Below are 14744 nucleotides of genomic sequence, written 5' to 3'. Positions count from 1 at the left end.
GAGCAGCGGCCGCGGTGACCACATAAAAGCCACCTCGACCGGGTTGATCACAGAACGGTAACGAACGTCCCCGGGAGGCGGCAACTTGGACTAATGCTACAGTCCATAGCTTTTCGAAGCATTTTCCGAGGTCATGGCGGCTATTTCGGCCGCTGGAGAATTTCTGATCTCGGCCAGCGCCCGAACCGTGTACGGCAGGCAATACGACTCGTTCGGCGCCCCACGGAACGGATGCGGAGTGAGGAACGGCGCGTCGGTTTCGACTAGCAGCAGCTCCACCGGAATGATCGCCGCCGCCTCGCGCAGCGCGTGCGCGTTCCGGAAGCTGACGGTGCCCGACAGGCTCATCAGCCAGCCCTGGTCGGCACAGGTCCGAGCCATCGCCGCGTCCGATGAGAAGCAGTGGAAGATGACGGTCTCCGGCGCACCCTCGGACCTGAGCATGTCGAGGACCTCGGCGTCGCCGTCCCGATTGTGGATCATCAGCGGCTTGCCGACCCGTTTGGCGAGGTCGATGTGCCAGGCGAAGGCCTCTCGCTGCGTCGCTTCGTCAGCGCAGCCGTCGAGCTTGCCCGGCCAGTACATGTCGATGCCGGTCTCCCCCACCGCGACCACGCGCGGGTCTGCCGCCAGGGTTTCCAGGGTGCGTTTGGCCTCGCCGTCGAGGGCGTTGGCGCGGGTCGGGTGCAGCGCGACGGCGGCGTACACGCGCGGATCGGCGTGAGCCGCACCGACGGCCCACTCGGCGGCCGCCAGATCGTCGGCGATGGTCACCACCTTCTCGACGCCGACAGCCTCGGCACGGTCCAGGATGACCCGGATGCTCGCGGCGTCGGTCGCGCCGCAGGCGTCCAGGTGGGTGTGGGCGTCGACCAGCCCGGGCAGCGGTTCCGGGGCGGGCGGCTTCTCACGTTTGGCGCTCACAGCGACACCTTAAGGTGGGGGCAACATGAGCAGCCAGAATTCCCCCGGCGACCGGGGGCCCTTCTACATCACGACCGCCATCGCGTACCCGAATGGCGCACCGCACATCGGGCACGCGTATGAGTACATCGCCACCGACGCGATCGCCCGGTTCAAGCGGCTCGACGGCTTCGACGTCCGCTACCTGACCGGTACCGACGTGCACGGCCAGAAGATGGCCGAGGCCGCCGCGGCCGAGGGCATCTCGGCGGCCGAGCTGGCGGGTCGCAACTCCGACGTGTTCCAGTCGCTGCAGGAGAAGCTCAACATCTCCTTCGACCGGTTCATCCGGACCTCCGACGCCGACCACTACGAGGCGTCCAAGGAGATCTGGCGCCGGATGAACGACGCCGGGGACATCTATCTCGGCACCTACGCCGGCTGGTACTCCGTGCGCGACGAGCGCTTCTTCGCCGAGGACGAGACCGAGGTGCGCGACTCGGACAGCGGGGCTGGCCGGTTCGCCATCGAGACCGGTACACCCGTCACGTGGACCGAAGAGCAGACCTATTTCTTCAGGCTGTCCGCCTACACCGACCGGCTGCTGGCGCACTACGAGGCGCATCCCGAGTTCATCGGACCTGACGTGCGCCGCAACGAGATCGTCAGCTTCGTCTCGGGCGGCCTCAAGGATCTGTCGATCTCGCGGACCACGTTCGACTGGGGCGTTCCGGTTCCCGACCATCCCGAGCACGTCATGTACGTGTGGGTCGACGCGTTGACGAATTACCTGACGGGCGTGGGCTTTCCGGAGGTGGCTTCGGAGTCCTTCGAGAAGTACTGGCCCGCGAATCTGCACATGATCGGCAAGGACATCATCCGGTTCCACAGTGTGTACTGGCCGGCGTTCCTGATGTCGGCCGGAATCGCCCTTCCAGAACGGGTTTTCGCGCACGGCTTCATCAACGTCAAGGGCGAGAAGATGAGCAAGTCGGTGGGCAACGTGGTGGATCCGATCGCGCTGATCGACGCCTTCGGCCTGGACCAGGTGCGCTACTTCTTCCTGCGTGAGGTGTCCTTCGGCCAGGACGGCAGCTACAGCGAGGAAGCCATCATCGGCCGCATCAACGCCGACCTGGCCAACGAACTGGGCAACCTGGCCCAGCGCTCGCTGTCGATGGTGAACAAGAACCTAGGCGGAATCGTCCCGGAGCCAGGCGAATTCACCGCCGCCGATCTGGAACTGCTGAAGCAGGCCGACGATCTGCTGGACACCGTGCGCGGGCACTACGACGTGCCGGCGATGCATCTGGCACTCGAGGCGATCTGGCTGATGCTGGGCGCCGCCAACCGCTACTTCTCGGCCGAAGAACCATGGGTGCTGCGCAAGTCTCCCGCTGAGTCGGACCAGACCCGCTTCGGCACGGTGCTGTACACGACGCTGGAGGCGGTCCGGATCGCCGCGCTGCTGGTACAGCCGGTGATGCCGGAGTCGGGGGCAAAGCTGCTCGACCTTCTCGGGCAGGACGCCTCGGCGCGGGACTTCCGTGCCGTCGGCACCCGGCTGGCACCGGGAACGGTGCTGCCGACCCCCGAAGGCGTTTTTCCCCGCTATCAAGCGGAGACCAAGGAGTAGCGGAAAGATATGGCGCAGAACGGCTTACACGAGCGGCTGCACGACGTCTACGAAGAAGTCACCCGCCGCAACGCCGGCGAGATCGAATTCCACCAGGCCGTCTACGAGGTTCTGACCAGCCTGGGCCCGGTCGTCGACAAGCACCCCGAGTACTCCGACACCGCCATCATCCGACGGCTGTTCGAGCCCGAGCGGCAGATCATCTTCCGGGTGCCGTGGATCGACGACGCCGGCGCCGAGCAGATCAACCGCGGCTTCCGCGTGGAGTTCAACTCCGCACTGGGCCCGTTCAAGGGCGGCCTGCGATTCCACCCGTCGGTGTACCTGGGCATCGTGAAATTCCTCGGCTTCGAGCAGATTTTCAAGAACTCACTGACCGGCCTGCCCATCGGCGGCGGCAAGGGCGGATCGGACTTCGACCCCAAGGGCCGCTCGAAGAACGAGGTGATGCGGTTCTGTCAGTCGTTCATGACCGAGCTGTACCGGCACATCGGTGAATACACCGACGTCCCCGCCGGCGACATCGGCGTCGGCGGCCGCGAGATCGGCTACCTGTTCGGCCAGTACAAGCGCATCACCAACCGCTACGAGTCCGGTGTCCTCACCGGCAAGGGCCTGACGTGGGGTGGCTCGCAGGTCCGCACCGAGGCCACCGGCTACGGCACGGTGTTCTTCGTCGACGAAATCCTGCGCAGTTCCGGGCAGTCGTTCGACGGCAAGCAGGTGGTGGTGTCCGGGTCCGGCAATGTCGCGATCTACGCCATCGAGAAGGTGCACGCGCTCGGCGGCACCGTCGTCGGCTGTTCGGACTCCAGTGGCTACGTCGTCGACGAGAAGGGCATCGACCTGAGCCTCCTCAAGGAGCTCAAGGAGGTGCGGCGCGGCCGGATCTCCGAGTACGTCGAAATGCGCGGTGGTGGTGCGCAATTCGTCGAAGGCGATTCGATCTGGCAATTGCCGTGCGACATCGCGCTGCCCTGCGCGACGCAGAACGAGTTGGGCGGCGACGACGCGAAGGCACTGATCGGGTCCGGCTGCCAGATCGTCGCCGAGGGCGCCAACATGCCGTGCACCCCGGATGCGGTGAAGCTGTTCGCCGAGGCGAAGGTCGCGTTCGCGCCCGGCAAGGCCGCCAACGCCGGCGGCGTCGCCACCAGCGCGCTGGAGATGCAGCAGAACGCGTCGCGCGACTCGTGGACGTTCGAGGAGACCGAGCAGCGCCTGGCCGAGATCATGGGCCGCATCCACGACCGGTGCCTGGCCACCGCCGACGAATACGGCCAGCCTGGCAGCTACACGGCCGGCGCCAACATCGCCGGGTTCATCCGGGTCGCCGATGCGATGTCGGCCCTGGGGGTCGTCTGACCTGGGCGTTGACCCCACGCCAAGTGATCTGGACCACATCTGCGGGTAGGTTTGTCACACTTTCGGCGCCGCCGGTGTCTTGAGGGCATAACCAACCCGAAGGAGATGCAGTGATGACCGGAAACCAGAAGCCCAACCGCGTCGTCGTCATCGGCGGCGGCTACGCCGGCGCTCTGGCGGCCAATCGCGTCCGGATGCGCGACGATGTGGCCGTCACCCTGGTGAACCCGCGCCCCAAGTTCGTCGAACGCATCCGCCTGCACCAGCACGCGGCCGGGAACTACGACGCCACCGTCGGCTACGACACGCTCCTCGGCGACGACGTGCGCCTGGTGGTCGACACCGCCACCCGCATCGACGCAGGCGCGCGCACCGTCGAGCTGGCATCCGGCGATACCTTGGACTACGACTATCTGATCTACGCCGTCGGCAGCACCGGAACCGTCCCGGCGTCGGTTCCCGGCGCCGCTGAATTCGCCTATCCCCTAGCTGAATTCGAGCAGGCCGAGCGGCTGGTGGCCCGGCTGCAGGACGTGCCACTGTCCGCGCAGATGGTGGTCATCGGCGCCGGCCTGACCGGCATCGAGGCCGCTTCCGAGTTCGCCGAGGCCGGACGCAACGTCGTGCTGGTCGGCAGCAAGCTGGGGCCGTCGCTGAGCGAACGGGGCCGCCGCTCGGTGGCCAAGGCCCTGGCCACGCTGGGCGTGACGGTCATCGAGGGCGACGTCAGCTCCATCACCGCCAACCGCGTCACACTGGCCGACGGGCGCTTCATCAACAGCGCCGTGACGGTGTGGACCGCCGGCTTCGGTACCCCGGGGCTGGCGACCGCCAGCGGGCTGCGCACCGACGAGCTGGGTCGCTTGCTGACCGACGAAACGCTGACCAGCATCGACGATCCGCGGATCGTGGCCACCGGTGACGCCGCCGCGCCGTCGGGACAGCCACTGCGGATGAGCTGCCAGGCCTCGAGCCCCCTCACCGTGACCGCCGTGGGCACCGTGCTCAGCCGCATTGCCGGCACCGAACCGGCAGCACTGGACCCGGTGTTCGCCGGGTCCTGCGTCAGCCTGGGCCGGCACACGGCGACCATCCAGATCTCTCACAAGGACGATTCCCCGACGAATTACTACATCGGCGGGCGGGTCGCCGCGAAGCTGAAGGAAGCGATCTGCAAAGGCACGCTGTGGGGCATCCGACGCGCGGCGAGTAAGCCGAGCGCGATCTTCGTGATGTCGGGCGGTAAGCGTGCCGAACATCTGACGGAGGCGGTCGACGCATGACCGGTTCCACCGGGACGGCAGGGGGTGAACACGCCGAGCGGTTCACCCACCTGCGGCCGTTGCTCTTCACCATCGCCTACGAAATCCTGGGCTCGGCAACAGAATCCGATGACGTGCTGCAGGACAGCTACCTGCGGTGGGCCGACGTCGACCTCGACACCGTGCGGGACACCAAGTCGTATCTGGCGCAGTTGGTGACGCGGCAGGCGCTGAACGCGCTGCGGGCGGGCGCGCGGCGCCGGGAGGAATACGTCGGTCCGTGGCTGCCCGAGCCACTGCTGCTCGACGAACGCGATGCGTCTTCGGATGTCGTTCTCGCCGAGTCGGTTTCGATGGCGATGCTGGTGGTCCTGGAGACGTTGGGCCCGGACGAACGCGCCGTGTTCGTGCTGCGCGAGGTGTTCGGCTTCGACTACGACGAAATCGCCGGGGCCGTCGGCAAATCCACCGCGGCGGTGCGGCAGGTGGCACACCGGGCACGCGAGCATGTGCAGGCCCGGCGCAAGCGGTTCGCACCGGACACGACCAAGTCCGCCGAGGTGACCACCCAGTTCCTGACGGCGGCCGCGACCGGTGACCTGGAAGGCCTGATCACGCTGCTGGCGCCCGATGTCACGTGGACCGCGGACAGCGACGGCAAGGTCAGTGCCGCCCGTCGCCCGGTGTACGGACCGGACAAGGTCGCCCGCCTGGTGATGGGCCTCATGCGCGGCGCCGGCGAGTACCCCGAAGCCCGCATCGACCTCGCGACGTACAACAACGCGCCGGCACTGGTGCTCTACCTCGGAGAGAAGCTCGAGGGCGTCATCCTCATCGAGATCGAGGACGGCCAGATCAGCCACTTCTACGCCATGCGCAACCCGGACAAGCTCAGCGGTGTGCTGGTCGAGCGGGCGATCCAGCGCTGACCTGAGTTCCTTGAGTGGTCCCGCGAAATTCGGCCACCTCCCGGTGCGAGCTGGGGGCACCTCCCGCTCGCGGGCGGTCATAGGCGAAGCTGTGGGGCGTGCGAGTCGAGCGGTTGGCCGATCTGGGCGACGCCCCAGGGGTGCTGAAGGCTGTCGCCGACGCCGCGGCCCGCTGCGGCCTGCCGCCACCGGCGGCGCTGCTGGGTGACTGGTTCGGCGCGACGGCCGTCATCGCACCGAGCGTGGCCATCGAACCGGTGACTGCCGCCGACGTGTTCGACGCACCACCGGGCTCGGGTGAGGTGATCGGCGGCGGCTGGTTCGGCTACCTGTCCTACCCGGACGGTGACAGCCGGATCCCGACGGCCGCAGGCGGCTGGTCCGACTGTGTCCTACGACGGGACGCCGACGGACACTGGTGGTACGAAAGCCTCTCCGGGGCAGCACTTCCCGGCTGGCTGGCCGATCTGAAACCGGCGGCACCCGCGCGCTACACCATCGACTGGTGCGCTCCGGACCGCGCCAGTCACCGCGCCGGCGTGCTGTCCTGTTTGGACGCGATCGCCGCCGGCGAGGTGTACCAGGCGTGCGTCTGTACGCGGTTCACCGGACGGATAGCCGGCGCGCCCGTTGACTTCTTCATCGACGCGGTGGCACGGACCGCGCCCGCCCGGGCCGCCTACGTCGCGGGCGAGTGGGGTGCGGTCGCATCACTGTCCCCGGAGTTGTTCCTCAGCCGCCGTGGCGAAATCGTCACCTCCAGCCCCATCAAAGGCACACTCCCCCTTGACCATTCACCATCAGAATTGGCGTCGTCGGTCAAGGATGTCGCAGAGAACATCATGATCGTCGACCTCGTCCGCAACGACCTGAGTCGTGTCGCGGCCACCGGGTCGGTCCGGGTCCCGGAACTCCTCACGGTCAAACCCGCGCCGGGCGTCTGGCACCTGGTGTCGACGGTGGCCGCGCAGGTTCCAATCGAGACCCCGATGGCCGAGGTCCTGGACGCCACGTTCCCGCCGGCGTCGGTGACCGGCACCCCGAAGCGGCGCGCCCGCGAACTCCTCGCCGAGTGGGAACCTCATGACCGCGGAATCTATTGCGGCACAGTCGGTTTGGCTTCACCGCTGGCCGGTACCGAACTGAACGTCGCGATCCGCACGGTGGAATTCGACGCCGACGGCGCCGCGATCCTGGGTGTGGGTGGCGGCATCACCGCCGACTCCGACCCCGACCGCGAATGGGAGGAGTGCCTCCACAAGGCCGCCACCATCGTCAGCCTCGCCCTGTCCCGCGAGCAAGGGCGCGAGCAGGGGTAGAACTGTCAGCCGCGGGATTTGAGGACCGCGTCGTAGAGGTCGCGGCGTGACGGGGCGCCAGGATTCTCGGCGATCACCTGGGCGCAAGCATCTTTGACGCGCGCTCCGTCGTCGACCAACTCCTGCACCAGACCGACCAACGTGTCGACGTCCGCGACGGGCGTGGCACCCGCGAGCACCACGGTGATCTCACCGAGCACGCCGTCGGCAGCCCACTCGGCCAGCTCGCCGAGCGTCCCGCGCTTGATCTCCTCGTGGGTCTTGGTCAACTCGCGACACACCACGACGCGCCGATCCGGCCCCAGCGCGGTCACTGCCTCGGCCAAGGTCTCGGCCAACCGGCGCGGCGACTCGAAGAACACACACGTCCGTCGCTCATTCGCGAACCCGGCCAGCCACGCCGCCCGGCCCTTGCGCGGTGCGAAGCCTTCGAAGCAGAACCGGTCCGACGCCAGCCCGGACACCGCCAGCGCCGTCGTCACCGCCGACGGGCCCGGCAGACACGACACCGGCAGCCCGGCCTCGGCGCACGCCGCCACCAAGCGGTACCCCGGATCACTGATCAACGGCATGCCGGCGTCGCTGACCACCAGCACGGTCTCCCCCGCGGCGATCGATTCGACCAGTCCCGCGACCCGCGACGCCTCGTTCTGGTCGAAAAAGCTGACGACGCGCCCCACGGGACGCACATCCAGAGACGCCGCCAAGGCGCGCACCCGTCGAGTGTCCTCGGCGGCGATCACGTCCGCCGTTCCGAGCGCCTCGACGAGGCGGGCCGACGCGTCGCCGGGCTGGCCCAGTGGAGTGGCCGCGAGCAACAGCCGACCGACGTCCGCGAGCGGACCCGAGGCTGATGTCGCGGGCGGACCAGATACCGGTGTCACCCGGACAGCCTAAGCTCGCTGACGTGACCGCCCCCGCCCTCGACGCCTCCGACGCCGAGCACGAGGTCCCCGTGATCAGTCCGGCGCCGCTGACGCCTGCCGCCGATTTCGGCCCGACCGATCGGCTGCGCGGCTGGACCATGACCGCGGTGATCACCGCGCTGGCCGTCATCACCCGGTTCCTGAACCTGGGTTCGCCCACCGATGCCGGCACCCCGATCTTCGACGAGAAGCACTACGCGCCGCAGGCCTGGCAGGTGCTGCACAACAACGGCGTCGAGGACAACCCCGGCTACGGCCTGGTGGTGCACCCACCGGTCGCCAAACAGCTGATGGCCATCGGCGAGTGGATTTTCGGCTACAACGGCGTCGGCTGGCGGTTCGCCGGCGCGGTGTGCGGCGTCATCCTGGTGCTGCTGGTGGCGCGGATCGCGCGGCGCATGACGCGCTCGACGCTGTTGGGCGGTATCGCCGGACTGCTGATCGTCGCCGACGGTGTCAGCTTCGTCTCCGCTCGCACGGCCTTGCTCGACGTCTATCAGGCGGTGTTCATCGTGGCGGCGTTCGGCGCGCTCATCGTGGACCGCGACCAGGTGCGCGCCCGGATGCACGTCGCGATGACCGAAGGCCGGATCACCGAGACGGTCTGGGGCCCGCGGCTCGGTGTGCGGTGGTGGCGGTTCGGCGCCGGCGTCCTACTGGGGCTCGCACTGGCGGTGAAGTGGTCGGGCCTCTACTACATGGTGTTCTTCGGCCTGATGACCGTCGCTTTCGACATCGCGGCCCGGCGCGCGTACCGGGTGCAGCGGCCCTGGCTGGGGACGCTGCGCCGCGACGTCCTGCCGGGCATGTGGGCGCTGACGCTGATCCCGGTCGGCGTGTACCTGGCGTCGTACGCGCCGTGGTTCGCGTCGGAGACGGCGATCGACCGGCACATGGAGGGCCGGAACATCGGCGAAGGGCCGCTCGCGACGCTGCGCTCGCTCTGGTACTACACGCACGACGTCTACCGCTTCCATTCCGGGCTGACCAACGCCGCGGGCAATCACCACCCGTGGGAGTCGAAGCCGTGGACGTGGCCGATGTCGCTGCGGCCGGTGCTGTACGCCATCGACAACAACAACGTGCCGGGCTGCGGCGCGCAGTCGTGCGTCAAGGCCGTGATGCTGGCGGGTACGCCGGCGATGTGGTTCATCGCGGTCCCGGTACTGGCCTGGGCGGTGTGGCGGACGTTCGTCAAACGCGACTGGCGCTACGCCGCCGCGCTCACCGGCTACGCCGCGGGGTACCTGCCGTGGTTCGCCGACATCGACCGGCAGATGTACTTCTTCTACGCGACGCCCATAGCGCCGTTCCTCATCATCCTGATCACGTTGATCCTCGGCGATGTCCTGTATCCGCGGTCGGCGGAACCGGAACGAAGAACGCTCGGGCTGCTGGTCGTGTGCTTCTACGTGGCGTTGGTGATCACCAACTTCGCCTGGATGTATCCGATCCTCACGGGGCTCCCGATCTCGCCGTCCACCTGGAACATGGAGATCGTGCTGCCTTCGTGGCGCTAGCTGATTGCCACGCTCCTCAACGCGGCTCGTACCTCGCCGCTTGATCGTCACGTGGCGGTAAGCCACATCGAACGTCTGTGCGATAGGATCGCGGAGTGTCCTTGGCGGTTCAGGGTTCGCTGTTCGACCACGCCGAACGGCGGTGGCTCGACGACGGCGCCTGGGTCGACGTCCGTGCCGGCTGGCTGACGGGCGCCGACACGCTCTTCGACGAGCTGCTGACGGCAATTCCCTGGCGCGCCGAACAGCGCCAGATGTACGACAGGGTGCTCGACGTGCCCCGCCTCGTCAGCTTCCACGACCTCGCTCGGGAACGGGCACCCCATCCCGGGCTGGCGCGGCTACGGGTGCGACTCAACGACGCCTACGCGCACGAGCTCGGCGAGCCCTTCACCACGGTGGGCCTGTGTCTCTATCGCGACGGCGCCGACAGCGTGGCCTGGCACGGTGACACCATCGGACGAAGCAGCACCGAGGACACCATGGTCGCGGTGCTGAGCCTCGGGGCGACAAGGGTTTTCGCGTTGCGCCCCCGCAACGCGGGCGCCGACGGCAGACGGACGAGCGTTCGGCTGCCGCAGGGTCACGGCGATCTGCTGGTGATGGGCGGGGCCTGCCAGCGCACCTGGGAGCACGCGGTACCCAAGACCGCCCGCCCCACCGGACCGCGAATCAGCATCCAGTTCCGGCCGCGCGACGTGCGCTAGTCATTCGTCCCAGCCGGCGGTGCCTAATTCCCGCGTACCGCGGTGACTGACTTCGTCAGCAGCTCCGTCGCCTTCTGGGTATTCACCGGCACGACCGGCTTGTCCGGCACGACGAGCGAGTTCGCGGTGACGATCACCAGGAACCTGCCGAAACCGGCGACATAGTTGTACAGCTGGCCGGACGCGGGCTTGCCATTGGCCACCGTCTCGAGAATGCGGTGGGTGCCCAGGGTCTTCACGCCCTCGATGGGCGGGGCCGGCATCTCTTCGACCAGGCCCCGCACCCCGGCGCCGGAGAAGGCCACCTTCTTGCAGCCGTCACCTGGATCAGCCGGAGCGATCGGTTCGGACGTCTCCACCGCCAGGATGACGAACCGGTTGCCCTGCCCTTCCGCGGTGACAGCGGTCATGTTGCCCTTGGCTCCCGGCGAGACGGCCATGCCGGAGGCGAACTTCGCGCAGTCCGGTGGCTCGAACTTCAGGCCGGGCGGCAGCGTCTGCGGGGCGAAGGCGCGCGGGTCGATACCCGTCGGCGCGACCGTCTTGACCTGGAAGTCCGGCCCAAAAGTGCCCTTCAGATCAAGGATTTTCGTGATGTCGGGGTCGGCGACCACCACCTGGGCGTGGGACGTGCATGCCGCCACCAGACCAGCGGAGGCCACCGCGAGCACCGTTCTGCGCATTGTGGCGAATCTACCGGGCCAACCCGTCGACGGGCGGGATGCCCCGCACCGACCGTACGGCCGCGTCCAGCAGGGTCGCCGGAAGATCGGCGGGCAGCGGCGCGGCGACGGCCCCTGGGTCGGTCACCATGGTGACCGAAACCGCCAGCGTGTCGACGTACGCGATCAGAGTTGTTGCCTGCGAATGCGTTTGCGCGCCGTTCTCGACGCTGGTGGTGATGTGTGCCGTCAGGCCCAACGTGCGGGCACCGGCGATCTGCGGAGCATCGATGCGGTCGACGGCCGCGCGTGCCCGGTCGGTGCTCAATGTCCAGGTGGAGCAGTCGCCGGTGAGCTCGGGCACCGGGGCGACGGCCGGCGCCGCGGTCGCGTACACGATGCCGCCGGGTCCCGATGCCGACCAGCCGCGCGCACCGTCCTCCGGCGCGGCCACCAGCGCCGCGCAGTCCGGCGGGTCCGCAGTCGCCCCGGACGACATGCCCCAGAAATTCCTCGGCGTGGCGGGTGCCGGCAACGCACCGAACTCGTAGCCCTGCAGGTTTTTGGGCAGGTGCTGGCGCATCCGGCCGATCGCGGCCGGGTCGGCGGGTTTCGCGGCCACCGCCGTGGTCGGTCGCGTGGGCTCGGTGGCCGACCCGCACGCAGCACACAGCAGGACTGCTGCCGACCACGCGAGTGCGCGCATTTGCTGTTGATAGCACGGCAAACCCGCCGACCCCGGCCAATGTGCGCCGCCACGCCGATGCGTCTTTTGCGGGGACGGCTTCGCATCGAAAGCTCCCGCCACCTGCCTCGTCCGCCCCGTAGTCTGCAACCGACGACAGGAGACGTAAATGGTGCCGATGAGGACTGCCGGCGTGGCATTGGCCGCGACCGTGATCGCGATGGGCGCGAGTGCGTGCAACTCGGACTCGAAGCCGGCCTCGTCGTCGACCTCCAGTAGCGCATCGAGTACCAGCGCAGCGGCGGCACCGACAACGCCCGCGGCTCCGAATCCGCCCGCGGCTCCCAAGAAGACCATCCGGGACTACCTGCACGAGAAGAACATCACCGAGCAGCAGCTGCATCCCGGCGATCCCGGGGCTCCGACGCTCACCATGCCGCTCCCCCAGGGCTGGGTGGACGCCGGCGCCCTGACGCCGAAATGGGCTTGGAGCGCAAGCAAATTCGATGACCCGGCGATGAAGGCCGACCCGCCGACCATCATTGTGCTGATCTCGAAGTTGCCCGGCGCCAATGCGGACGAGGTGCTGCAGTACGCGCCCGGCGAGCTGCAGAACCTGCACAACTGGCAGGACGCCGGCACCAACTGCGAGGCCAAGCTCGCCGGGTTCAAGGCATGTCAGGTCGGCGGCATGTACAGCCAGGACGGCAAGGACCGGCTGATGGCCCAGAAGACGGCCGCCATCCCGACCAAGGACGGCGTGATCGTGCTGCAGATCAACGCCAGCGGCACCAAGGAGACCATCGCGCCGCTGATGGACGCGACCGCCGCGATCGACAAATCACTGACGATCACCGTGCCCTGAGTCAGGCGCGGGAGAACGCCGACGCCGCGGCGACCTGCTCGGCGGTCGGCCGCACCCCGGTATAGCGCTCGAACTGCTCGGCGGCCTGCAGGGCGATCACCTCGGCACCGGTGATCACCGGAATCCCCTCCGCCCGCGCCGCGCGCACCAGCGGGGTCTCCGACGGCAGCGCAACCACGTCGAACACGTTGTGCGCCTTGGTAATAACGTCGGGATCGAAAGCCAGGTCGTCGACTTCGGCCCCACCCGCCATCCCGATCGGGGTGACGTTGACGACGATGTCCGCGCCACCCGAAGCGTCCGCCGCGTAGCGATACCCCAGCCGGTCGGCCAATCGCTCGCCGGTCTCCCGATTGCGGGCCACGATGCTGCCCGCCTCGAATCCCTTGTCCCGGAATGCCGCTGCCACCGCACTGGCCATCCCACCGCTGCCGCGGATGAGCAGCGATGCCGCCGGGTCCAGGCCGTGCTCATCGATGAGCCGGGCGATGGCGAGGTAGTCGGTGTTGCAGGCCGTCAGCCGGCCCGCGTCGTTGACGATCGTGTTCACCGAATTGATCACGCGCGCAGACTCTTCCAGTTCATCGACGAGTGCGATGACGTCCTCTTTGAACGGCATGGACACCGAACAGCCGCGGATGCCGAGGGCCCGGACGCCACCGATCGCCGCGACGATGTCCGTCGTGGTGAAGGCTTTGTAGATGAAATCCAGGCCGAGTTCGTTGTAGAGGTAGTTGTGAAAGCGCGTGCCGATGTTGCTGGGCCGGGCGGCCAGCGAGATGCACACGGCGGTGTCCTTGTTGAGCAGCGGACGCCCGGAGTACAGCGAGTCCGTCATCAGCCGACGGCCTTGATCACGTGCTGGGCCAACGTGTAGATGTCGCGATACTGCTTGTGCGACAACGACAATTGATCAGGTGCCGGGACGTCGAACTCGGTGACGATCATGTTGCGGTCGTCGCGCTCCCAGGTGGCACCGTAGTGTTCGAGGATCTTGCGCATCGGAAAGTTGTCGGACAGCACCCGCGCCGCGAACCGCTCGACGCCGGAACCCCGGGCGGCCGGCACCAGCGCATCCATCAGGAAGGTCCCGATGCCCTTGCCCTGGTAGTCGTCGCCCACCATGAAGGCCACCTCCGCGACCGTCGGGTTCTCGTGCAGCCGAACGAATCTCGCATCTGCGACCATCGGTCCGTCGGGTCCTTCCGAACCATCCGCCAGCACCCAGACGAAATGGTCGACGTAGTCGACCTCGAACAGGTAGGCCATCAGGGCCGGGCTCGGCTCGTATGCGGTTTGGAACCGGCGGTACATGGTTTCGGTCGAAAAACGGACGGGCCCCTGGCGCACGCGCGGGTTGTCACCCGGCAGTACGGGCCGCAGGTACATCTGACTGCCGTCGCTCAGCGTCACCGGAAGCGGCGTGATGAACTCCGCGAGCCGCTGCCTCGCCGTGCGCACCAGGCGCTCGGCCATACAGGGCACGTCGAGCATGGCCGTCAGGGCGTCGTGCCCGCCGATCCACCCGGCCAGCGGTTCGGTGACCAGCACCGTGGCGTTGCGGGTGCCGCCGCGCAGCAGCGCGATCTCACCGACGATCAAGCCCGGTCCGATGTGGTGGACGATGAGCTCGCCGTCGGGCGCGGCGTGCGTCACCTCGACACCGCCGGAGCTGATCAGCATGAACCACTGAGCCGGTTCACCCTGCGTCATCAGTACTTCGCCGGGCTCGGCCGTCAGTGGGCGCAGCAGAGGCGCGAGCCGATCAAGGTCCTCCTGACGGCATTTGGCGAAGAACCCCAGCGAGGCCAGGTCATCCGTGGTCGAGTCCGGCACCTGGGAAACGTTACCGGCGGACAGCATGCCACGTAGTGCCCTTCGAACCCGCCCCTTATTGAAAATAATTTTCGACAAGCCCGCAGGCGTCGGGTATCGTCGGCGTCGCCTTAATGACAACGATTTTCA

14 protein-coding genes are annotated in these 14744 nt (G+C 67.9%); 8 read left to right on the top strand and 6 right to left on the bottom strand.

Annotated features, from left to right (window positions below; all coding sequences use genetic code 11):
• Window positions 1–96: 96 nt before the first annotated feature.
• The gene (locus ACWW1C_RS04495; protein ID WP_455982332.1) at window positions 97–924 is read right to left on the bottom strand and encodes a TatD family hydrolase; all 828 of its coding nucleotides are present in this window, start codon (window positions 922–924) and stop codon (window positions 97–99) included.
• A gap of 25 nt (window positions 925–949) precedes the next feature.
• Between ACWW1C_RS04495 and metG the strand changes: the two genes are divergently transcribed.
• The 5 genes from metG to ACWW1C_RS04470 all read left to right on the top strand — a co-directional run bounded on the left by metG (window position 950) and on the right by ACWW1C_RS04470 (window position 7414).
• Window positions 950–2539 (top strand): methionine--tRNA ligase, encoded by a 1590-nt coding sequence (metG, locus tag ACWW1C_RS04490; protein WP_455982331.1) that lies wholly within the window; start codon window positions 950–952, stop codon window positions 2537–2539.
• Window positions 2540–2548: 9 nt separating this feature from the next.
• Window positions 2549–3904, top strand: coding sequence for an NADP-specific glutamate dehydrogenase (gene gdhA, locus ACWW1C_RS04485; protein ID WP_455982330.1), 1356 nt, complete (start codon window positions 2549–2551; stop codon window positions 3902–3904).
• A gap of 113 nt (window positions 3905–4017) precedes the next feature.
• On the top strand, window positions 4018–5187 hold the full coding sequence (locus tag ACWW1C_RS04480) for an NAD(P)/FAD-dependent oxidoreductase (protein ID WP_455982329.1): 1170 nt from the start codon (window positions 4018–4020) through the stop codon (window positions 5185–5187).
• Window positions 5184–6095, top strand: a complete 912-nt coding sequence (locus ACWW1C_RS04475) for an RNA polymerase sigma-70 factor (protein WP_455982328.1) — start codon at window positions 5184–5186, stop codon at window positions 6093–6095. Before ACWW1C_RS04480 ends, ACWW1C_RS04475 begins: the two co-directional genes overlap by 4 nt.
• A 98-nt stretch (window positions 6096–6193) precedes the next feature.
• Complete coding sequence (locus ACWW1C_RS04470; protein WP_455982327.1) at window positions 6194–7414, top strand: aminodeoxychorismate synthase component I; 1221 nt, start codon at window positions 6194–6196, stop codon at window positions 7412–7414.
• A 5-nt stretch (window positions 7415–7419) separates the two neighbouring features.
• Here the strand turns inward: ACWW1C_RS04470 and rsmI are convergent, their stop codons facing one another.
• Window positions 7420–8298 carry a 16S rRNA (cytidine(1402)-2'-O)-methyltransferase gene (gene rsmI, locus ACWW1C_RS04465; RefSeq protein ID WP_455982326.1) on the bottom strand — a complete coding sequence of 293 codons (879 nt, stop codon included), beginning with the start codon at window positions 8296–8298 and terminating at the stop codon, window positions 7420–7422.
• Window positions 8299–8321: 23 nt separating this feature from the next.
• On the opposite strand from rsmI, the gene ACWW1C_RS04460 reads away from it, so the two are divergent.
• A complete protein-coding gene (locus tag ACWW1C_RS04460; RefSeq protein WP_455982325.1) occupies window positions 8322–9860 on the top strand; it encodes a dolichyl-phosphate-mannose--protein mannosyltransferase in 1539 nt (512 codons plus the stop codon).
• A 95-nt stretch (window positions 9861–9955) separates the two neighbouring features.
• Complete coding sequence (locus ACWW1C_RS04455; protein ID WP_455982324.1) at window positions 9956–10567, top strand: alpha-ketoglutarate-dependent dioxygenase AlkB; 612 nt, start codon at window positions 9956–9958, stop codon at window positions 10565–10567.
• A gap of 23 nt (window positions 10568–10590) precedes the next feature.
• Here ACWW1C_RS04455 and ACWW1C_RS04450 read toward each other — a convergent pair whose 3' ends face one another.
• Window positions 10591–11250, bottom strand: coding sequence for a DUF5642 family protein (locus tag ACWW1C_RS04450; protein WP_455982323.1), 660 nt, complete (start codon window positions 11248–11250; stop codon window positions 10591–10593).
• 10 nt (window positions 11251–11260) lie between these two features.
• On the bottom strand, window positions 11261–11935 hold the full coding sequence (locus tag ACWW1C_RS04445) for a DUF5642 family protein (RefSeq protein ID WP_455982322.1): 675 nt from the start codon (window positions 11933–11935) through the stop codon (window positions 11261–11263).
• A 148-nt stretch (window positions 11936–12083) separates the two neighbouring features.
• Between ACWW1C_RS04445 and ACWW1C_RS04440 the strand changes: the two genes are divergently transcribed.
• Window positions 12084–12779, top strand: coding sequence for an LpqN/LpqT family lipoprotein (locus ACWW1C_RS04440; RefSeq protein WP_455982321.1), 696 nt, complete (start codon window positions 12084–12086; stop codon window positions 12777–12779).
• Between the two features lies 1 nt (window position 12780).
• Here ACWW1C_RS04440 and ACWW1C_RS04435 read toward each other — a convergent pair whose 3' ends face one another.
• Both ACWW1C_RS04435 and ACWW1C_RS04430 read right to left on the bottom strand, forming a co-directional pair.
• On the bottom strand, window positions 12781–13617 hold the full coding sequence (locus ACWW1C_RS04435) for a shikimate 5-dehydrogenase (protein ID WP_455982320.1): 837 nt from the start codon (window positions 13615–13617) through the stop codon (window positions 12781–12783).
• Window positions 13617–14642 carry a GNAT family N-acetyltransferase gene (locus tag ACWW1C_RS04430; protein ID WP_455982319.1) on the bottom strand — a complete coding sequence of 342 codons (1026 nt, stop codon included), beginning with the start codon at window positions 14640–14642 and terminating at the stop codon, window positions 13617–13619. The genes ACWW1C_RS04435 and ACWW1C_RS04430 overlap by 1 nt, the downstream gene beginning before the upstream one ends.
• Between the last annotated feature and the right edge of the window lie 102 nt (window positions 14643–14744).

The organism is Mycobacterium sp. HM-7, from assembly GCF_053852335.1.
Note: the sequence above shows the minus strand (reverse complement) of the source record. Positions and strands in the feature narration are given on the sequence as shown.

What these genes read in the sequence shown, in the direction of transcription:
- ACWW1C_RS04435 (WP_455982320.1), bottom strand. Translation starts at nt 13,617, where the DNA reads ATGACGGACTCGCTGTACTCCGGGCGTCCGCTGCTCAACAAGGACACC.
- ACWW1C_RS04480 (WP_455982329.1), top strand. Translation starts at nt 4,018, where the DNA reads ATGACCGGAAACCAGAAGCCCAACCGCGTCGTCGTCATCGGCGGCGGC.
- ACWW1C_RS04475 (WP_455982328.1), top strand. Translation starts at nt 5,184, where the DNA reads ATGACCGGTTCCACCGGGACGGCAGGGGGTGAACACGCCGAGCGGTTC.
- metG (WP_455982331.1), top strand. Translation starts at nt 950, where the DNA reads ATGAGCAGCCAGAATTCCCCCGGCGACCGGGGGCCCTTCTACATCACG.
- ACWW1C_RS04450 (WP_455982323.1), bottom strand. Translation starts at nt 11,250, where the DNA reads ATGCGCAGAACGGTGCTCGCGGTGGCCTCCGCTGGTCTGGTGGCGGCA.
- gdhA (WP_455982330.1), top strand. Translation starts at nt 2,549, where the DNA reads ATGGCGCAGAACGGCTTACACGAGCGGCTGCACGACGTCTACGAAGAA.
- ACWW1C_RS04440 (WP_455982321.1), top strand. Translation starts at nt 12,084, where the DNA reads ATGGTGCCGATGAGGACTGCCGGCGTGGCATTGGCCGCGACCGTGATC.
- ACWW1C_RS04445 (WP_455982322.1), bottom strand. Translation starts at nt 11,935, where the DNA reads ATGCGCGCACTCGCGTGGTCGGCAGCAGTCCTGCTGTGTGCTGCGTGC.
- ACWW1C_RS04430 (WP_455982319.1), bottom strand. Translation starts at nt 14,642, where the DNA reads ATGCTGTCCGCCGGTAACGTTTCCCAGGTGCCGGACTCGACCACGGAT.